14 protein-coding genes are annotated in these 19,313 nt (G+C 57.2%); 5 read left to right on the forward strand and 9 right to left on the reverse strand.

Translation table 11 applies throughout. The features are described from left to right. Positions 1-249: 249 nt before the first annotated feature. The 3 genes from KOL70_RS21870 to KOL70_RS21880 form a co-directional block, all read right to left on the reverse strand. Entirely contained in the window at positions 250-1,719 is a 1,470-nt protein-coding gene (locus KOL70_RS21870; protein ID WP_136545726.1) for a SulP family inorganic anion transporter, read from the reverse strand. A gap of 2 nt (positions 1,720-1,721) precedes the next feature. Continuing rightward, a complete protein-coding gene (locus KOL70_RS21875; RefSeq protein ID WP_104188443.1) occupies positions 1,722-2,363 on the reverse strand; it encodes a carbonic anhydrase in 642 nt (213 codons plus the stop codon). A gap of 580 nt (positions 2,364-2,943) precedes the next feature. After that, positions 2,944-3,753 carry a 5'-nucleotidase, lipoprotein e(P4) family gene (locus KOL70_RS21880; RefSeq protein WP_058771313.1) on the reverse strand — a complete coding sequence of 270 codons (810 nt, stop codon included), beginning with the start codon at positions 3,751-3,753 and terminating at the stop codon, positions 2,944-2,946. Between the two features lie 109 nt (positions 3,754-3,862). Here KOL70_RS21880 and KOL70_RS21885 point away from each other — a divergent pair, with 109 nt between their 5' ends. Next, the gene (locus KOL70_RS21885) at positions 3,863-4,573 is read left to right on the forward strand and encodes a polyphenol oxidase family protein (protein ID WP_058776402.1); all 711 of its coding nucleotides are present in this window, start codon (positions 3,863-3,865) and stop codon (positions 4,571-4,573) included. Between the two features lie 31 nt (positions 4,574-4,604). Here KOL70_RS21885 and KOL70_RS21890 read toward each other — a convergent pair whose 3' ends face one another. The 4 genes from KOL70_RS21890 to KOL70_RS21905 all read right to left on the reverse strand — a co-directional run bounded on the left by KOL70_RS21890 (position 4,605) and on the right by KOL70_RS21905 (position 8,680). Continuing rightward, complete coding sequence (locus tag KOL70_RS21890) at positions 4,605-5,924, reverse strand: gluconate:H+ symporter (RefSeq protein WP_058771315.1); 1,320 nt, start codon at positions 5,922-5,924, stop codon at positions 4,605-4,607. Positions 5,925-6,003: 79 nt separating this feature from the next. Next, positions 6,004-6,768, reverse strand: a complete 765-nt coding sequence (idnO, locus tag KOL70_RS21895; RefSeq protein WP_211725558.1) for a gluconate 5-dehydrogenase — start codon at positions 6,766-6,768, stop codon at positions 6,004-6,006. 9 nt (positions 6,769-6,777) lie between these two features. Then, positions 6,778-7,809, reverse strand: a complete 1,032-nt coding sequence (gene idnD / locus KOL70_RS21900; protein ID WP_211725559.1) for an L-idonate 5-dehydrogenase — start codon at positions 7,807-7,809, stop codon at positions 6,778-6,780. Positions 7,810-7,978: 169 nt separating this feature from the next. Next, positions 7,979-8,680, reverse strand: coding sequence for a response regulator transcription factor (locus KOL70_RS21905; protein WP_058759838.1), 702 nt, complete (start codon positions 8,678-8,680; stop codon positions 7,979-7,981). A 499-nt stretch (positions 8,681-9,179) separates the two neighbouring features. Here KOL70_RS21905 and KOL70_RS21910 point away from each other — a divergent pair, with 499 nt between their 5' ends. The 3 genes from KOL70_RS21910 (at position 9,180) to KOL70_RS21920 (ending at position 15,905) form a co-directional block, all read left to right on the forward strand. Then, complete coding sequence (locus tag KOL70_RS21910) at positions 9,180-12,857, forward strand: ATP-binding protein (protein ID WP_215481601.1); 3,678 nt, start codon at positions 9,180-9,182, stop codon at positions 12,855-12,857. Between the two features lie 99 nt (positions 12,858-12,956). Next, positions 12,957-13,580: a response regulator transcription factor gene (locus KOL70_RS21915; protein ID WP_021509694.1), complete on the forward strand. Its 624-nt coding sequence runs from the start codon at positions 12,957-12,959 to the stop codon at positions 13,578-13,580. A gap of 318 nt (positions 13,581-13,898) precedes the next feature. Beyond that, entirely contained in the window at positions 13,899-15,905 is a 2,007-nt protein-coding gene (locus KOL70_RS21920; RefSeq protein WP_215481602.1) for an NADPH-dependent 2,4-dienoyl-CoA reductase, read from the forward strand. Here the strand turns inward: KOL70_RS21920 and rlmG are convergent, their stop codons facing one another. After that, entirely contained in the window at positions 15,906-17,024 is a 1,119-nt protein-coding gene (gene rlmG / locus KOL70_RS21925; RefSeq protein ID WP_058771320.1) for a 23S rRNA (guanine(1835)-N(2))-methyltransferase RlmG, read from the reverse strand. It lies immediately after the preceding gene. A gap of 81 nt (positions 17,025-17,105) precedes the next feature. On the opposite strand from rlmG, the gene KOL70_RS21930 reads away from it, so the two are divergent. Next, a complete protein-coding gene (locus tag KOL70_RS21930; RefSeq protein ID WP_021509697.1) occupies positions 17,106-17,606 on the forward strand; it encodes a M48 family metallopeptidase in 501 nt (166 codons plus the stop codon). Here KOL70_RS21930 and KOL70_RS21935 read toward each other — a convergent pair. After that, positions 17,603-19,291, reverse strand: coding sequence for a chloride channel protein (locus tag KOL70_RS21935; RefSeq protein WP_215481603.1), 1,689 nt, complete (start codon positions 19,289-19,291; stop codon positions 17,603-17,605). The genes KOL70_RS21930 and KOL70_RS21935 overlap by 4 nt on opposite strands. Between the last annotated feature and the right edge of the window lie 22 nt (positions 19,292-19,313).

The raw sequence follows: 19,313 nt of genomic DNA on the forward strand, positions 1-19,313 counted from the left end.
GCATCAGCAATCATTTAACCTGAAAAATCCGTGCGATAATTCGCTAATTAACCCGGTATTCGTCGCCCTGCTCTGCGACTGAGCGGCGCTCACTCTGCCATGAAAGCCAGAGACGAGCTACCGGCCCCGCCGGTAGCAAGTGAAACAGGCAGGCGCAGTGAGCGGCAATTATGCCGTATAAATAAAAAAATCGGATATCCGGGATATCCGATTCTGGCGAAAAAAACTGCATGACTGCGCGCGGGAACGTTATTTCACCGCCACCGGCCACTGGCTCAGCCGGATGCCGCGCTCACCGGCGCTATCCCCGAAATCCTGCAGCACCGCTTTAACGTCCGGATCCATATACTCGGCGTTATCGTGATCGACAATCACCACGCTATTTTCCGGGATCTCCGCCAGCAGCCCCTGCAACTTCGGGTTGTGCATAAAGGTCAGGTTTTGCTGAAAGCGCAGCACGTAATGGTCGTCATAGCGGGTAAGTTGCAGCGCGTTGCGGTGGCTTTGGTAGATGCTGCACAGAATCTGCGTCGCGATACCGATACCAATCCCGGCCAGCATGCCAAACACAATGATGCCGCCGATGGTGGCGAGAAACGGCACGTACTGCTGCGCGCCCATGCGAATCTGTTCGACGAACAGGCGCGGCGTTGCCAGCTTGTAGCCGGTATACAGCAGCACCGCGGCCAGGCTGGCGAGCGGAATTGCGTTAAGCAGGGCGCTGAACCACAAGCCACAAATCAGCAGCAGCACGCCGTGCAGCAGAATCGACAGTTTGGTTTGGGCACCCACGCTGACGTTGACCGAACTGCGCACAATCACCGCGGTAATAGGCATCGCACCGAGCAAGCCGGCGGTCAGGTTACCGATGCCCTGCGCGAACATCTCTTTATTCGGTGACGGCGCCGGGTGCTGCGGACGCAGTTTTTTCAGCGCCTCCTGGCTGAGCAGCGTTTCAAGGCTGGCCACCAGCGCCAGCGTAATCGCTACCACCCACACCGACGGATTCTGCCACGCCAGCCAGTCTGGGGTTTCCAGCTCCGCCACCAGCGCCGACATACTGTCGAACGCCGGCAGAACGATACGCGGCAGGCCTTCGCCGAGGCTGGGAAACAGGCGATCGCCCAACACCGTGGCGAGGCAGCCAAACAGCACCGCCACCAGCGGGCCGGGGATCCAGCTCAGCGCTTTAACCGCTTTGATCGCGGGCGTGGTCCACAGCCACAGAATTAGCAGCCCGCTACCGGCCACCAGCATCGCGCTGAGCGAAAACGAAAACTCCCCGCTGACCAGCGACTGCAGACCGGCATCGCTCGCTGCGCCCAGCGCCACCGGAATCTGCTGCATAATCAATAGCAGGCCAATGGCCGCCAGCATCCCTTTGATGACGCTGCCTGGCACCAGTGAGATAAAACGACCGGCGCGCAGCAGGCCGAGCATGCACTGCAGCACGCCAGCCAGAATCAGCGCGGTGAGAAATGCGGAAAAGCTGCCGAGCGTCTGGATTGACGCCACAACAATGGTCACCAGCCCCGCCGCCGGGCCACTCACGGCAAAGCGCGAGGGACTGAGCGCGGTAACCAGCAGACCGCCGATCACCCCGGTGAGCAGACCGGCAAAGGGCGGCAGACCGCTGGCCTGCGCGATGCCCAGACACAGTGGCAGCGCCACCAGAAACACCACCAGACCAGCAGGAATATCCTGACGAAGCGTTTGCAGATTCATGATGAGGGTTCCTCTGACGATTGCTGGATTAACTCTTTCAGATGGCCGGACTGCAGGTCATACACGCAGCCAAATACATCCAGCTGCTGTCCGGCCTGCCAGGCCTGTTGCACCGGCTCGCAGCGCACCAGCTGGCTAAACTGGGCGATGACATTGGCTTCAATCAGCCGGTTAAGCTTGCTGCTCTCCTCTTCCTGCGCGGGACTGGCGTGATAGGCCACCAGCCCGTGCTGCAATGCGCGCCGCAGCGCGGCAATGCGCCTGGCGAGCGCCGAATCCTCCTGCGCTAACGGGCTGGCAGGCAGACCCAGCGCCGCCTGCACGCCGCCGCAGCCGTAGTGACCGCACAGCACAATGCGCTCGACGCCGAGATAAAAAATCGCGTACTGCAGCACGCTGATAAAGTTGTCATCATCGGGTAGTACCATATTGGCGATATTGCGGTGCACGAATAGCTCGCCCGGATGCGAGCCGGTCAGCACTTCTGCCGGTACGCGACTGTCGGAACAGCCAATCCACAGGGAGTGGGGTTTCTGCTGATGCAGATATTGTTCAAAGTAATCTGGATTACGCTCGCGGCGCTGGAGTGCCCAACTGCGATTTTTCGCTAATAAGGGTTTAAGGGTCGTCACAATTATCTTCTCTCTGTATCCGCAAATAGCGCTTCCGGGCAAATAAATGCATGGCGCAGCACGGTTTTAGCATTCAGTGGCAGGTGAATACGGCGCTTTCTCACAGAAATTGGTTATAGACGCTTATGAATTGATTTGCACCAGGAATATTTCAGTCAGGCAGAAGCAGCGACCTTATGTAAAATAAGTGTCAGCAAATGTCATGGCAAAGTAAGTTAATGCAAGTGACGCAATCAGGGAGGGTTCCATTAAAAATTAATATAATCAGCTTATTAAAATTAATTTTTAAAACGCATTTCGGATGCACTGACAAATATATACACGTAAAACTTTTGCGCCTTTACGCTGGTATGGTGGATTACACTCTGCTCGCTGAGAAAAATCCTAATTACTAAATTTATGAATAGTGATATTCGCTGGTTTTAACGTTATTCGCGATGATATTTCACTGAAGGCGGCGGAAGGATTAAGTAAGAGATCGGGAAAATGATAAGCAGAATAATAATTACAAAGAAACGTAAATATCACTGGCGCTAACCGCCTGCGATAAGCGCCCGCCAGGGCAGGCGCTATTTCGCTTGACGAATTATTTACCGTTCCAGGCTTTCATGCGGGATTCACGCACCTGCAGCTGCTGTTCCGGGGTTAACTTATTGTAGTTTTCAGCCATGCCGCTCTCCCAGTCGCCGTACAGTGGATTTGGCAGCACAATGAACTGGGTGCCAAAACGCTGATGGTTGAGCGTGACAAACTGCTGGCGCTGCGCGTTACCCTGATGCCAGGTGGCGCCGCCGAAGTCATTCAGGTTATCGCCGATATACAGCACCACGTTGTAGCCAGCATTTTTAATTGCGTCGAAACGCGCCTGTTTATTGGAGTTACCGGTGCTGAGACGCACGGTTTTGTCGCTTACGCCGCTGAAGCCCAGCTTGTTGAGATTATCGACCGTAGCCGCGTAGTCTTTCTGATCGCGGTTCGAGACGTAGAACATGGTGCCGCCGTGGCTATTCACGTAGTTGGCAAATTCGACGGCACCGGGCACCGCGGTCGCCTGACGCGCCTGCGTCCACGCTGACCAGGTTTTACCGGAGAACGGCTGGCCATTTTTTGCCTGCCACGCGCTGTAAGCGCTGTTATCGATCATGGTTTCATCCAGATCAACAATCACCGCTTTGGGTTTGCCGGTGAGCGAAGGAGCGTTATCAAACGCCATGCGTGCCGTGTTGAACGCCTGCCAGCTCAGCGCCTGATACTCGCCAGACTGCTGGAACCAGTTGACTGCCAGCACCGACTGCTGACCAAGTTGCTGCTGAGCCTGCTGTTTTTGCGGTTGGGCACAGCCGGTGAGGGTCAGGGCAATCAAGCCTGCCGCGGCCAGCCAGGAGGTGTTTTTCATCATGTCGTCCTTAAGTGATTATGGTCAGTTTTTGTAAAGCTTTAAAAATGTAGCAGTTAACGTAAGCTGTGGGCAGAGGAAAACCGGGGTCAGGTCACAGGAGACACTTATGGATAATCGCGGGCCGCGCTCGGCGCTGCTGGAGAGTCAACGCTGGCTGGAGTATGCCTTTCAGCCTGCCGGTCAGCCGGCACCGGCCGCTGCGGCGTACGGACAGCAGCGGCACAGCGCAAAAGTGGTGCTGGCCGGACAAAACCGGCCGCCGAAAAGTTGTGAATCCGATGGGGTGATCAGTGACGATCATCAGCCGGTTGCGGTTTACACCGCTGACTGTCTGCCGGTGCTGTTTGCCGATGTGAAAACGCATCAGGTGGCGGCGGTGCATGCCGGCTTGCAGGGTACGCTCGGCGGCGTGCTGAGCAGTGCCCTCGATCAGCTGCTGGCGGGTGGCGCGACGCCGGCATCCCTGCTGGTGGCGATCGGTCCGGCAATCGGCCCGTGCTGCTATGAGCTGGGCGTTGATCGCATCGCACAGATGCAGCAGCGCCCGGACCTGCCGGCGCTAAGCTGGTCACAGCAACAGCCGCATAATCCGCAGGCAATCCGACCTCAGGCGCGGGCGCATCATCAGGGAGTATGGTTTGATTTGCCTCAGCTGGCGCAGGACCTGCTGTTACAGCGCGGCATCCCGGCGGCGCAGATTGATCGCGTGGCGGTGTGTACTTATTGCATGGCAGAGGCGGGTTCGAGCTATCGCTATAACACCCATTTTGACAGCGGCTATCAGTCACGTTTCTCGTGGATTCGCCGCCGCGCGTAAGCACGCTTCACCTCCCTGTGAAGCGCGGGCCTTAGTGAATGATGGCGTTGAGCGCCAGCACACCGGCGAGGCCGAGGATGGAGATCAGCGTTTCCATTACCGTCCAGGTTTTCAGGGTTTCAACCACGCTCAGGTTGAAATAGCCTTTGAACAGCCAGAAACCCGGATCGTTCACGTGCGAAGCGATCACGCTGCCTGAACCAACCGCCAGCACCATCAGCGCCGGATCGGTATGGGTAGCGGCAATGATCGGTGTCACGATGCCGGCGGTGGTGATCGCCGCGACGGTGGCCGATCCCAGCGCGATGCGCAGCATTGCCGCCACCGTCCAGCACATCAGCAGCGGTGACAGCGACGATCCTTTCATCAGATCGGCGATGTAATTACCGACACCGCTATCCACCAGCACCTGCTTAAAGGCGCCGCCGCCGGCAATGATAAAGACGATCATGGCGATGGCGGCAATCGAATCGCCACACATATCCATCACCTGCTCCATTTTGCGCCCGTTGCGCAGACCGAGGGTGAACACCGCAATTACCACGGCGATAAACAGCGCCACCGCCGGGTTGCCGATAAATTCAAAGAACTGGCGCAGCGCATTCTCTTTCGGCATCGTCAGTTCGCAGACTGCCGCAATCGCCATCAGCACCACCGGAATCACTGCAGCAAAGATGCTGATAAAGAAGCCCGGCATCTCCTCTTCGGTGAAAATTTTAGGGTTATACAGCCCTTCCGGCGGCGACTTTTCGAAGCTTTTGAGGAATTTTGAGAAGATCGGGCCGGCAATGATCACCGTCGGGATGGTAATGATTAAGCCGTACAGCAGCGTGGTGCCGAGATTCGCACCAAAAATAGTGGCAATGGCGGTTGGGCCGGGATGCGGCGGCAGGAAGCAGTGCGTCACCGACAGCGCTGCCACCATCGGCACGCCGACGTACAGCAGCGGCAGTCCGGCCGCCGCAACGATGGTGAACACCAGCGGCAGCAACAGTACGAAGCCGACTTCGTAGAACATCGCCAGACCGACGATCAGTCCGGTGACCACCAGCGCCCACTGCAGCCGCTGTTTACCGAACGCGGCAATCAGCGTGGTGGCCACCCGCTGGGCAGCGCCGGTATCGGACACCAGCCGCCCGAGCATGGCACCAAAGCCGAGGATCATCGCCAGGCCGCCGAGCGTGGAACCAATGCCTTTCTGAATCGAGGCCATCACATTGAGCGGCGTCATGCCTTCGGCGATACCTACCACCGCCGAGACAAACACCAACGCAATGAAGCCATTGACCTTGAAGACAATCATCAGAACCAGCAGCAGTATCACACCCAGCACAATTATGGTTATTGGCATTTTTTATTATCCTTAGGAAGACAGAGGGGTGTTTAAGGTTTAGGCGCGCGCCGGCAATTACGCCAGCCGCGCCACGGCATTACACGGCGACGCGCATACCGCCATCAACAAACAGCAGATGGCCATTGACGAAATCAGATGCGCCCGACGCCAGGAACACCGCCGCGCCAATCAGCTCTTCCGGCTTGCCCCAGCGTGCGGCCGGCGTACGTTTGGTCAGCCAGCCGGTGAAGGCCGGATCGTCAGCCAGCGTCTGGGTCATCTCGGTGACGAAATAGCCCGGTGCAATGGCGTTAACCTGAATATTGTGGCGCGCCAGCTCCACGCACATGCCGCGCGTCAGCATAGTGACCGCGCCCTTGGAGGCGGCATATGGCGTGATGGTGTCGCGCCCCAGTTCGCTCTGCATCGAGCCGATGTTGATGATTTTTCCGCGCTGACGCTGCACCATTCTTTTCGCCACGGTTTGTGACACCAGAAACACCGCTGTCTGGTTGACGGCAATCACGTCGTTCCAGTCCTGCTCGGGAAACTCAAGAAACGGCCGGCGGCGCTGAATGCCGGCATTGTTCACCAGGATATCAATCGCGCCCCACTGACTTTCAATCTCCGCCACCGCCTGCTGAACCTGCGCCGACTGCGTGACGTCAAAGGCCTTCGCCCGCGCGTGATAACCCAGCTCGCGCAGTTTCGCCGCGCCCTGCTCTGCGCCGCCCTCGGTGGTGGCGTTGATGATCACTTCCGCGCCCGCCTCCGCCAGACCGCGCGCCAGCAGAAAACCGATGCCGCGCGCCGAACCGGTGAGCAGCACACGCTTGCCCGCCAGGGAAAATAGCTGACTCATACTGACTCCTTAAAACGTTAACTGGACTTTCGCCGCCCGGGTTTTATCACCGGCAAACTGCAGCGCCGCGTCGATATCCTGTAAGTCATACTCGCCGCTGAACAGCGGCAGCGGATTGACCACGCCGCCTGCCAGCCAGTCAACCGCCGTGTTGAATTCGTGGGTGAAACGGAAAGAACCGACCAGATTGATCTCTTTGGCGATCAGCGTCATCAGCGGGAAATCCGGAATCGTACCGCCCATGCCAACCTGTACCAGCGTGCCTTTGGCGCATACCACGTCGAGACAGCGCTGCAGCGAAGACGGATGGCCGGAAGCCTCGAAAGCGACATCGAAGAAGCCTTTATCTGCAAGGTAAGGCGTGAAATCACCGTCAGCCGCGTGGATCACGCCGGTCGCGCCCATCTGCTGCGCCAGGCTGAGCGAGCGTTCGCTGATATCGCTGCAAATAATCTCCGCGGCTCCGCGGGCTTTGGCAGCGGCGGCAATCAGACAGCCAATCGGCCCGACGCCGGAAATGAACACGGTTTTACCGCTCAGATCGCCCGCCTGCTGCGTGGCGTGGATGCACACGGCCAGCGGTTCAGCAAACACCATTACGCTGTCATCAGCCTCCTGCGGAAACGGCACACACTGCGCGCTATCGACCACTTTGTATTGCGTGAAGCCGCCATCCACATGTGGCAGATACATGGCGCTGCCGAAAAAGCGCATTGAGGTGCACTGATTTTGCTGCTCGCGCAGGCAGTATTTACAGCTGCCGCACGGCTTTGAGGGATTGACCGCCACTTTTTGATTGGGCTGGAGCTGCGGATCGTCGCTCTCCACCACGTAGCCGATCACTTCATGGCCGAGGATCATCGGCATCTTCACTTCAAAGCTGCCGACTTTACCTTCCTGATAGTAGTGCAGATCGGACCCGCAGATGCCGCCGCGCGTGATGCGCACCAGCGTGCCGGTGCCGTCCCACTGCACCTGCTGCTGTGCGACGCTGACCTGTTTTTTGCCGGTAATGACGCAGGATTGCGTTTCAATGTTCATTCTAGCCCCTTCAGTTCTGTAGCAATGGGGGCTATCACAGCGGGATACGGCCGGCGAAACTGTGACGAACATCACTCAAAACGATGTTACAAAACGGCTGTTACCGGGAACGTGATGCAGAGAGGCGGAAAAGCAGACGGCGGCCATCCCTGACCGCCTTAAAGAAAGATTAGCTGCCCGACATCAGGTCGTGGCTGTATTTGAACAATTCCGAATCCGAGCGCAGGCCGAGCTTTTTCAGCGCCGATTGCTTTTGTCCGCTCACGGTTTTGCGGCTGCGTTTAAACTTCACGGCAATTTGCGACACGCTAAGTCCATCCAGAAAACAGCGCACCACTTCTACTTCGCGCGGACTGAGGGTTTTGACCTTCTCGTACATATTGCCTTTGCTGGAGAGATCGAGGTTTTCGTTGATGGCGTCTTCATTCATCACGTAGAGGTTTTCCACCTCGTACGCCACTTCCTGCGACAGGAATAGCCGCCCCTGCGCCACCTGGCGAATCGCCTGCACGATCTCCTGCATATTGTGGCTTTTTCCAATAAAGCCCTTAACGCCGGCGCTCAGCACCATTTTGACAATCGCCGGACTCTCCATGGACGATGAGATCAAAATCTTTTGCTGCGGATAGTGATTTCGCAGCTGTTTCACCAGGGCCAGGCCATCCAGTTCCCGCTCGCCCAGCAAAAAATCCAGCACCAGCACATCCACCGTGGTGCTGCGCAGCTGACTAAACAGTTCATTACTTGAAGACCAGGTCCCGACCAGATGAATATCGGGTTCGTGTTTCAGGCATAACTCGAAAACGGTACGAACCATCGGGTGATCATCAAGGACAGCGACACGCACCTGTTTATTATGTGCATATACCATTCTTTTATTCCTTTATTACAGTCTCAATTTTGTCCAGTACTGATAACCACACCAGTGAAAATGACCTGAAAGTATGCGCTGACCGCTGCCGGGAAAATCGCTTGCAACGGTTTAAACCAAACGTCACCAGGTTAACAAAAATTAGAATTTTGCTTACGCGTTTAACTTATTACCGCTAATTAAAAGGTAGTTTTACCGGATGAATGGACAGCAGCGGTGAGCGGCCCCGGAAAAACTGCGAAAATTCTGACGTAACTCTGTGAAATGACCACATAAGAATTGTCTTGAAAGGTCATTTTATGGATAAACCGTTGAAATATTTGAAATCAAAGCAAAAGCAATATCTAAAAAAATCATGAATGTTAATAATAAGTTAAACATTCGAGAATGGTCGCAAAATATCCTTAATGCGGCATTAGATCAGGCAGGCGGGAAAAATCTCTTTATACTCCTTTTCCCTTATCGGCATTAATGACTTTATTTTCTTCAGGAACGCACGGTGTTTAATCCTGTTAATTTCATCCGTCTGGCGGGCGTGGTCCTGTTTATTTTTTTTGGCGGCGCGCTGCAGGCGCAGGTCAAACCATTGCAGCTTTTAGCGCGTTACGATACCGCCCAGCCCGCGCTGCAGCTGGCGGAGCCCATCTCGTCTGCCTTTCGAAATAAAGTAATTAAAGTCGCGGTGGCCGGTAAAGCACAGCCACCGATATATATGGATACCGATACGCGCCGCTTCGAAGGCCTGAGCGCCGACTACCTGTCGCTGATTCAAAGCATGCTGGAGACCAGCATTGAGCTTTATCACTTCCCCAGTCATAGCGCCGCGCAGCAGGCGGTACTGCAAGGCGAAATGCATATGCTGGCGATTTACGTCGCCCAGCCGTCGTCACAGTCGCAGCCGCTGCTGGCCAGCGCCCCGTGGATGCTGGATTACAGCGTGATGGGACTAAAGACCGACAGCGACCTTTTTCTCAATAACGGCATGCCCGAGCAAATCGCCTGGTCAGGCACGCCGCTGCAGCGCCAGTATCTGGAAGAGACATACGAAAACGCGCAGCTGGTGCGTTTCCCGGGCTACTATGATGCCGTCGCCGCCACCGTTTATGGTCAGACGGCGCGCGTCTGGGGAAATGCGGCGACGCTGACGCACCTCAACCGCTATCTGTTTGCCAACGCGCTCACTATTCTGGCCGATGAGCATACGATTCCGCTCAACGTCGGTTTCGGCATCAGTCCGCTGTATCCTGCGCTGGCCGACGCCATCAACCAGGCGCTGCCGCAGATTCCGCTTTCTATCCGCATGCAGATTGCCAAACGCTGGCAACTCGATCCCCATCATGTACTGCAACGTAATCCGCTGGCGCTGACCGCCGACGAAGAGCAGTGGCTGCAAAACAACATTCACATCGAGACCACCTTGCCGCTGGCGCAGGCACCGCTCAGCAGCCGGACGCCAGCAGAACAGTTTCGCGGTATGGCGCCGGACGTGCTGGAGCTGATCACCAGCCAGACCGGCCTGAATTTTGTAGCGCACGCCAGTCATGAACACCCCGGCGGACGTCCTTTGCCAAAGCTGTTTCCGCTGGAAATTCTGGAGCCACAGTTCGAAGCACAACCGGCTCTGATTACGCGTCCGTGGCTGGTATCGCATTGGGTGATCATTCGCAATCAGCAGCCGGGAAACATTATGGCGCGCGACACCTTTCCGTTTGGTTCGGCGCTGATGCTAAAAAATTCGCTAATGAAAAGCTGGCTGCAGGAGCACTATCCGCACCTGTCGGTCAGCGATACCGATCGTCCGCTGGATGCGCTGCGCCAGCTGCTGGCGCGCAAGGTCGATGCGGTGATCGTGCCGAAAATTTTTGCCGACTACCATCTGCGCAACCATTTTGGCAGCGGGCTGATCGTCGAGGGTACACTGGGCGCCGATCCCGCGCGCTTTGTGATGCGCGTTGAGCCCGGCAATGAGACGCTGATCAGTATTCTCGATAAAGCGCTGCTGGCCATCCCACCGGAAACCCTGTTTAAGCTGATGGCGCAGTGGCGTCAGGCGGAACCGCCGTTTCTCAGCGGCTCGTGGCAGAACTATAAGCAAACGATTCTGCTGATTGTTTCGGTATCGCTGGGATTGATTCTGCTGATCCTGCTGTGGAACCACCATCTGCGCAAAGTGATTCAGCAGCGTATGCAGGCTGAGAATGCGCTGAAAAATCAGCTCAATTTTACCCACACGCTGTTTAATGACTCGCCGGTGGCGATGTACATTCGCGATAAGCAAACGCGGCTGGTGGATTGTAATAATGCCTATCTGCGCTTTTTGCACATCAAACGCGACGAGGTGATTGGCAAACGACTGTCGGACGTGTTCAACACCAATAACGCCAGCATTCACACTATCGAAGATGGTTACCAGCAGACGCTGCTGGATGGTGAAGCGGTAATGCGCGACGTCCAGCTGATGTTTGGCCAGCAGGCCTTCCATCTGTACCACTGGACGCTGCCGTTTCGCGATCGGCTGGGGGAAGTTGCCGGGGTGATCGGCGGCTGGGTCGATGTTACCGAGCGTAACGCGCTGCTGCAGGAGCTGCAGCTGGCCAAGGACACCGCAGACAAAGCCAACCGCTCCAAAAGTGAGTTTCTCGCCAGCATGAGTCATGAGATCCGCACGCCGCTGCACGCCATCATTGGTCTGCTGGAGCTGGAAACCCGCTCGCAGCCGTGTGAGACGCTGTCCGAAAATATTCGCGTCGCCTACAGCTCGGCGCGCGCGCTGCTGTCGCTGATCGGCGATATCCTCGATCTGTCGAAGATCGAATCAGGCCAGTATCAACCCACGCCGGAAACCGTCTATCTGCCGGATGTGATCGATCAGGCGGTGACGCTGTTCCGCAACAAGGCCGAAAGCAAAGGGATCGATCTGCGCGTAGAAATGGACATCGCGGCCTACTGGGTACAAACCGATCCGCTGATGATCAACCAGATCCTGTCTAACCTGTTGAGTAACGCCATTAAATTTATCGATCGCGGCAGCGTAACCGTGGTGCTGATGCAGGGGATTGGCCAGGAAGAAGAAGGTTGTGAGTTCGTCATAGAAGTGAGTGATGACGGCTGCGGCATGACCGAGGAGCAGCAGCAGGCGATCTTTGAGCCGTTTGTCCAGGTCGGTGAACGTCAGCAGCAGCAGATTGGCACCGGTCTTGGCCTGAGCATCTGCCGCAATCTGGCAGAGCTGCTGGATGGCGAACTGATTGTGGAGAGTACGCCAGGTGAAGGATCGGTGTTCTCCTTCTACTTCCGCGCGCCGGCCGGCGAACCGCGCGATCAAACCCAACCGCATCTGTCACAGCCGCTGGTCACCGACAAGCTGTCGGTGCTGGTGATTGATGATCATGCGCCTAATCGCCTGCTGCTGGGTAAACAGCTGGAGCTGGCGGGCCATCAGGTGGTGGTGAGCGAAAGTGCCGTCGAAGCGCTGAAGCTGTGGCAGCAGGATCCGCTGCGTTTTGACCTGATCATTACCGACTGCAATATGCCCGGCATGAACGGATTTGAATTTGCCCAGGCGCTGCGCCAGCATGAACGCCACCATCATCTGCCGCCGATCACGCTATACGGCCTGACCGCCTCCGCCGAGCAGCACATCATGCAGCGCTGCCTGCAGGCTGGCATGAACGACTGTCTGTTTAAGCCGCTGAATCTGGATACGCTGCTGGCACAAATCACCCACTGTCCGCGCCGCACGCCAAACGCGCCTGACAGCGAGGCTGCCGCCGGCGTGACCGGGCAACCTGCTGCTGACATCCCCGCTGCCGCGCTGCCGGCCCCTGTGGCGGTTCCGACTTTTGCGCCGCTGCTGATGCAACTGGCTGAGCGCGATCCTGCCAGCTGCATCACCCTGCTGGAAAGTATTCGCACCAGCCACGATGAATTGCTGGCGGCGCTGCAGCAAACCACTGATGCTCACGCGCTGTCACAGCTTGGCCATAAGCTGAAAGGCGGTGCCAGCATTCTTAATGCCAGCGCGCTGATGGAGCTGGGGCGCAAGCTGGAGAAACACCAGCAGGAAGGGCACGATGTCGCGCAACTGATTGCCGCCATCGCGTGCGAGATAAATACCGTCAATGAAACATTAATTATCTTTGAACAATATCGGCTGAAAAATCAGCAGGTTTTATAAAAACATAATCTTATCAAGACATTTCTCGGTTCGCCGGGATAAGCCGCCAGACATAATGTCCGCCAGCGCCATCATATCGGTGTCGTAAAAGGGAGATCTATGTTTAATGCAAAAATTCTCATCGTTGATGAGCATCGCCTTGTTGCGGCTGGGGTGCAGGCTTTATTATTAATGAATGGCTTTAATTGTGTCACTACAGCAAACACAATTAATGATGGTATTGACGATGTTATTCATCAGCACATCGACATCCTGATTTTAGATCCTGATTTCAAAGAAAAAAATGGCATCGCCTTTTTACGCGATATTGTAAAATCTAAAACCTGGATGAAAGTCATTCTGCTCAGTCAGAGCAGTAACAATCACCTGCTTATACAATCGCTTAGTCAGGGCGCTAACGGCTTCGTGTCGAAATACGATCCGATTCAGACGCTGATCGCCGCCATTGGCTGCGTATTTAACAACGTAAATTATCTGCCCGGCGATATTCTTGACCGGCGCCAGCGCTATGTGAATGAACAGGATATGCTGTCGCGCCTGACCGAGCGGGAAACGCTTATTTTACGTCAACTGGCGCAGGGAAAATCCAATAAAATCATTGCCTGTGAATTAGGATTAAATAACAAAACCATCAGTACTTATAAAACTAAAATTTTTCAAAAGCTCGAATCAAAGAATCTGGTCGATATTATCGAACTGGCACGGCGAAATGGTGCCTGCTGAAGCCAAAATCAAGACCAGTCTTGCGGATTAATTCGACTGAGGCATGGCATCATCACCTCGTCCTCACCCGGGATTGTTATAGAGATTGAGTCATACAGGAATTTATAACCACAGAGCTAATTTATTAGCCCAATCTTCATGCCATTACAGGGCGCGCAGGTTTCTTCCCGTGCCTGGCGAAAGTGGTCCGATACTTTCGTCTGCGACTTGCCGCCCTGCTTTTTTTTGATGTTTCTCACAGGCTGAGCGCCGCAAATTTCCAGCCCGCACTTTTCCCGCTAGAGTTCACTCATCCGACCACTCACTGAGTAAGTGATCATGACTGAGCGTTATCCGCATCTGTTTGCCCCGCTGGATCTGGGCTTTACGCAACTGAAAAATCGTTTCCTGATGGGCTCAATGCACACCGGTCTGGAAGAGCATGCCGATGGCGCACAGCGCCTCGCCGCCTTTTACGCCGAGCGCGCCCGGGAAGGCGTTGCGCTGATTGTGACCGGCGGCATCGCGCCCAATGCGCAGGGCGTGGTGGCGCAGGGCGGAGCCATGCTGACGGACGAAACGCAGTGCGGCTGGCACCGCCAGATAACCGATGCGGTACATGCACAGGGGGGCAAAATTGCGCTGCAGATCCTGCACGCCGGACGCTACAGCTATCAGCGCGATCTGGTGGCGCCCTCGGCGCTACAGGCGCCCATTAACCCGTTTACACCGCAGGCACTGAGCGAAGCGCAGATTGAACAAACCATCGCGGATTTCGCGCGCTGCGCCCGGCTGGCGCAGCAGGCCGGTTACGACGGTGTCGAAATCATGGGTTCCGAAGGCTACCTGATTAATCAGTTCCTGGTCGCCCATACCAATCAGCGCGACGACGGCTGGGGCGGTGATGTGGCGCGGCGGCAGCGCTTTGCACTGGAAGTGACGCAGGCGGTGCGCGCCGCCGTCGGTGATGCCTTTATTATTATTTTTCGCCTGTCGATGCTCGACCTGGTGAATAACGGCAGCTCGCTGCAGGAGACGCTGCAGCTTGCCACGGCGCTGGAGCAGCGCGGCGTGACGCTGTTCAACAGCGGCATTGGCTGGCATGAAGCCCGCATTCCCACCATTGCCACCTGCGTGCCGCGTGCCGGTTTCGCCTGGGTCACGCAGCATCTGCGCCAGCACGTCAGCGTACCGGTTATCGCTACCAACCGTATTAATCATCCCCAGGTGGCGGAAGAGATTGTGCGCGACGGTATTGCCGACATGGTGTCGATGGCGCGGCCATTTCTTGCCGATGCCGCGTTTGTCAGCAAAGCGCAGGCGGGCCAGCCCGACGCCATCAATACCTGCATCGCCTGTAATCAGGCCTGTCTCGATCAAATCTTTGCCGGCAAGGTCACTTCCTGCCTGGTCAATCCGCGCGCCTGTCACGAAACGCTGATGCCGGTCATCACCGCCGCGCAGCCAAAACGCCTGGCGGTGGTGGGTGCCGGTCCGGCCGGAATGGCGTTCGCGCTGCAGGCGGCGCAGCGCGGCCATCACGTCACCCTGTACGAAGCCGATGCGCAGATTGGCGGCCAGTTTAATATCGCCCGCCAGATCCCCGGCAAGGCGGAGTTCAGCGAAACGCTGCGCTATTTCCGCCATCAGCTGGCAGCCGCAGGCGTTGACCTGTGCCTGAATCATCGCGTCAGCGCCGACGAACTGGAACAGGCGGATGAAGTTATCATCGCGACCGGCATCACACCGCGCCAGCTGGCGATTCCGGGCATCGATCACCCCAGCGTGCTGAGCTATCTCGAGGTGATACGCGACAAAAAACCGGTTGGCCAGCGCGTGGCGATTATCGGTGCCGGCGGCATTGGTTTTGACACCGCGGAGTTTCTGCTGCAGCACGCCGATCGCGAGGAAGACTTCTACCAAAGCTGGGGCATTGATCGCAGCCTGCAGGCGCGCGGCGGTTTAATACGTCCACAGCCGGCTCCTGCCGACCGCCAGATCTGGCTGCTGCAGCGTAAATCCGGCAAACCGGGCGCCGGGCTGGCGAAAACCACCGGCTGGATCCATCGCGCCAGCCTGCAGGCGCACGGCGTGCAGATGTGGGGCGATGTCGAGTATCTGAAGATTGATAATGACGGGCTGCACCTGCGCCATCAGGGGGAAGCGCTGACGCTGGCGGTAGATAACATCGTGATTTGCGCCGGTCAGGAACCGCTGCGTACGCTGGCGCAGGCGCTGACCGCACGCGGCAAAGCCGTGCGGCTGATCGGCGGCGCCGACGTCGCGCAGGAGCTGGATGCACGGCGCGCCATTGCTCAGGCCACTGAGCTGGCGCTCAGCCTGTGATTAACGCAGCTTGACCGAACGCAGCACCACAAATTTGGCGTTAGAGGCCACCAGCTCGCAGTTGCCAAACAGCTTCTTCATTTTCTGATGATAGCCAAGGTGGCGGTTGCCGACGATGCGCAGCTCGCCGCCATACTGCAGGCAGCGTTTGGCGTCACGCAGCATCTGCCACGCCAGGTGGTCGGTCACCGCGTGCTGCTGATGGAACGGCGGATTGCACAGCACCGCATGCAGCCGGTCCGACGGAAAACCGCTCAGCACGTTGTTAACCCGAAACTGGCAGCGTGCCAGATCCTGTGGCCGGTTCAGCTCAACGTTAAGCTGGCTGGAAGCCACCGCCATGTAAGATTCATCGACGAACAGCACCTCGGCCTGCGGATTCTGTTCCAGCGCCTGCAGGCCAATCACGCCGTTACCGCAGCCGAGATCGACGATTTCGCCCTCAATATCGTGCGGCAGGTGTTGCAGAAAGAAGCGCGCGCCAATATCCAGCGCCGCGCGGGCGAACACATTGGCGTGATTGTGGATGTGATACGGCGTCTCGTCGAGCGGCCACACGGTGGTCGCCGGCACGTCCGCCAGCGCCGGGGCGCTGAAATGGCTGTAAATCAGACGCGCTTTTTTCCACGCCAGCGAGGTTTTGCTCTCACCGAGAATGCGTTCAAACAGCTGCAGCGTGGAATTATGGATATCTTTGGCTTTACCGGCCGCCAGAATCAGGGTATCCGGCGTGACGACCGTCCGCAACGCGCGCAGCTGGTGCTCAAGCAGCGCCAGCGCTTTGGGCAGCTTAATCAGTACCGCCGCCGGGGCAGCCGGCAACGGCGCCAGGCTATCAAGAAAGTGTACCGACGCTTCATCCAGACCGTTGAGACGCAGATTCTGCCGGGCGGCCTGCTGGCTGAGCCACGAGTCGCTGACGTGCCAGATTTCCCGATCGTTCAGCCCGCAGGTCAGCGCGCCAAAGCTGTCATTGAATACCAGCACCGGGCCTGCCGGCAGCGCCTGCTGCAGCAAATATTCATCTGCGGCGTCCCACGCCTGTAGCGGGCTCTCTTCGCGCATCGGCGGGAAGCGCTGAAGCGTCAGCGTGCGATCGGTCAGTTCAAGTTGGCTCATGGAATCTCCGGCGTGGTACACTTTGCGCGATTTTCGCCCTGAAAAGGGGGCGCAGTATACTGTCTTTCGTCGGGAATCCCAATGTCATTAATCTATCTGCAGGGTTACCCTGAAAACATCCTCGAACAGGTGCAAGTGCTGATTGATAATCAGCGATTAGCCGCCTTTTTGCAGCAGCGCTATCCCGATACGCACGACGTCGTCAGCGACCGCGCGCTTTATGACTACACGCAGGCGCTGAAAAACCGCTATATGCGCAGCGCACCGCCGGTGAGCAAGGTCATCTGGGATAATAAAATCAAAGTGATGAAGCATGCACTTGGCCTGCATACCGCCATTTCCCGCGTACAGGGCGGTAACCTGAAAGCCAAGGCTGAGATTCGCATCTCGACCTTTTTCCGCCTCGCGCCGGAACCCTTTCTGCGCATGATCGTGGTGCACGAACTGGCGCACCTGAAAGAGAAAGATCACAGCAAAGCCTTTTATCAGCTGTGCTGCCACATGGAGCCGGACTACCACCAGCTGGAGTTCGACGCGCGCCTGTGGATGACCGAGCAGGCGCTGCGCGGCAACGCGGCCTAAAGAAACTCCTGCGCTTTCTGAATCAGACTGGTTTTGGTCAATGCCCCGAGGAAGCGACGCTCCTGCGCATTATTCAGCACCGGTAAACGCTCCAGCGTCACGCGCGCAAACGCCTCCCAGCCTTCACGCATGCTCTGGTGCTGGTAAATGCAGGGGAAATTATCATCCATCACGCTGCTGACCGGCGAATCCAGCGTGATCTCCTGTGCCAGCACTTTGCGCGAAATGTCATGAATTGATACTACGCCGAGAAACTGCCCGGCCTGATTAATGACGTAGACGTAGCGCTCGCGCTTGAGTGAACTCACCGCCAGCGCCTGCCCGACCGATTCCGCCGGCTGCAGCGCCGCGCCGGGGATGATCAGTTGATCAACCCGCATATTATCAAAATCATATTTCGCTTCTGAACGATTAAGGTGATGGCTTACCACCGGATAGGTGCTGGCGGACTGCAGCCGGTAGACCAGCATTGACGCCAGCACCGAGGCGATCATCAGTGGGAACAGCAGGCTGCTGTTGAGCGTCATCTCCAGTACCATCAGCATCGCCATCAGCGGCGCCTGACTGACCGCCGCCAGCACCGCCGCCATGCCCACCGCCGCATACAGCAGCGTATTGCCCACCGGCAGATGCAGCAGCACGCCAGTCTGCGCCAGCGCCACGCCGAGCAGCGCACCAATCAATAATGAGGGCGTGAACAGGCCGCCTACCGCGTTGGAGCCGACCGAGAGCGTGGTCGCCAGCATTTTCAGCACCAGCAGGCCGAGCAAACCCGCCAGCAGATAATTTCCTTCAATGATTTTCACGATCACTTCATAGCCGTTACCGAGGATATCGGTGGAGATCAGCGCCAGTAAGCCAACCGCAAAGCCGCCTGCGCCCAGCCTGAGCGGCAGCGAGCGCACGTGGCTGAACAACGCTTTGCTGCGCGCAATCAGCTTAATCAATAGCCAGCCCGCCACACCCGCAGCAAAACCAATGATTACCGTCATCAGCAGGCTGGTGAGATCCATTTGAAACAGCGTGTCGGAGAGCGGATAGAGCGCACTGCGAAAGCCCAGTGACCACATGGTCATCACCGCCACTGCCGAGGCGATAATCAGCGGAATCAGCCGCTGTAGCGCAGAGATACCAAACGCAATTTCCGCGACAAAAATCGCCGACGCCAGCGGGGCGTGATACACCGACGACAGACCGGCGGCCGCCGCCATCGCGACGATGTCACTGTTGCGCATATTGAGGGACGCTGGCAGCCAGCGCCCCAGCAGGCTGCCGCTCAGCGCCGACAGCTGCACCATCGGCCCCTCTTTACCAATCGACGCCCCGCTGCCGATACTGGCAATCGACGACAGCGCGCGAAACAGCGAGGTTTTGGTGGGCACCGCATCCAGCCGCGCGTTAATCACTTCAAGGTAATCGGTTTTCACCGTCTCCTGCTGCTCAATCGCCACCGCGTAGCGCAGGAACCAGCCGGCCAGCAGCCCGCCCGCCCCCACCAGTAGCGGCCAGAAGATCCACGGCCAGACGTGCATCGCGACCGTGATTTCGCTGTCGCTGTGAAACAGCAAATGATTGATGAGATCGATGATGCCGCGAAACGCCAGCGTGACCAGCGAGGCCACCAGGCCCACCGGAATGGCGATCAGCAGTGTGGTCCAGTTCAGTGCGTGTTTGCTTCCGCTCACCCGGCGTCCCCGCATGTCGGTT

The sequence above is a fragment of the Pantoea sp. B270 genome (genome assembly GCF_018726825.1).
Classification (GTDB): Bacteria; Pseudomonadota; Gammaproteobacteria; order Enterobacterales; family Enterobacteriaceae; genus Pantoea; species Pantoea dispersa.

Coding starts and splice junctions, on each gene's coding strand:
- KOL70_RS21915 (WP_021509694.1), top strand. CDS start 12,957: ATGTTTAATGCAAAAATTCTCATCGTTGATGAGCATCGCCTTGTTGCG.
- KOL70_RS21885 (WP_058776402.1), top strand. CDS start 3,863: ATGGATAATCGCGGGCCGCGCTCGGCGCTGCTGGAGAGTCAACGCTGG.
- KOL70_RS21905 (WP_058759838.1), bottom strand. CDS start 8,680: ATGGTATATGCACATAATAAACAGGTGCGTGTCGCTGTCCTTGATGAT.
- KOL70_RS21880 (WP_058771313.1), bottom strand. CDS start 3,753: ATGAAAAACACCTCCTGGCTGGCCGCGGCAGGCTTGATTGCCCTGACC.
- KOL70_RS21890 (WP_058771315.1), bottom strand. CDS start 5,924: ATGCCAATAACCATAATTGTGCTGGGTGTGATACTGCTGCTGGTTCTG.
- idnO (WP_211725558.1), bottom strand. CDS start 6,768: ATGAGTCAGCTATTTTCCCTGGCGGGCAAGCGTGTGCTGCTCACCGGT.
- KOL70_RS21920 (WP_215481602.1), top strand. CDS start 13,899: ATGACTGAGCGTTATCCGCATCTGTTTGCCCCGCTGGATCTGGGCTTT.
- KOL70_RS21930 (WP_021509697.1), top strand. CDS start 17,106: ATGTCATTAATCTATCTGCAGGGTTACCCTGAAAACATCCTCGAACAG.
- rlmG (WP_058771320.1), bottom strand. CDS start 17,024: ATGAGCCAACTTGAACTGACCGATCGCACGCTGACGCTTCAGCGCTTC.
- idnD (WP_211725559.1), bottom strand. CDS start 7,809: ATGAACATTGAAACGCAATCCTGCGTCATTACCGGCAAAAAACAGGTC.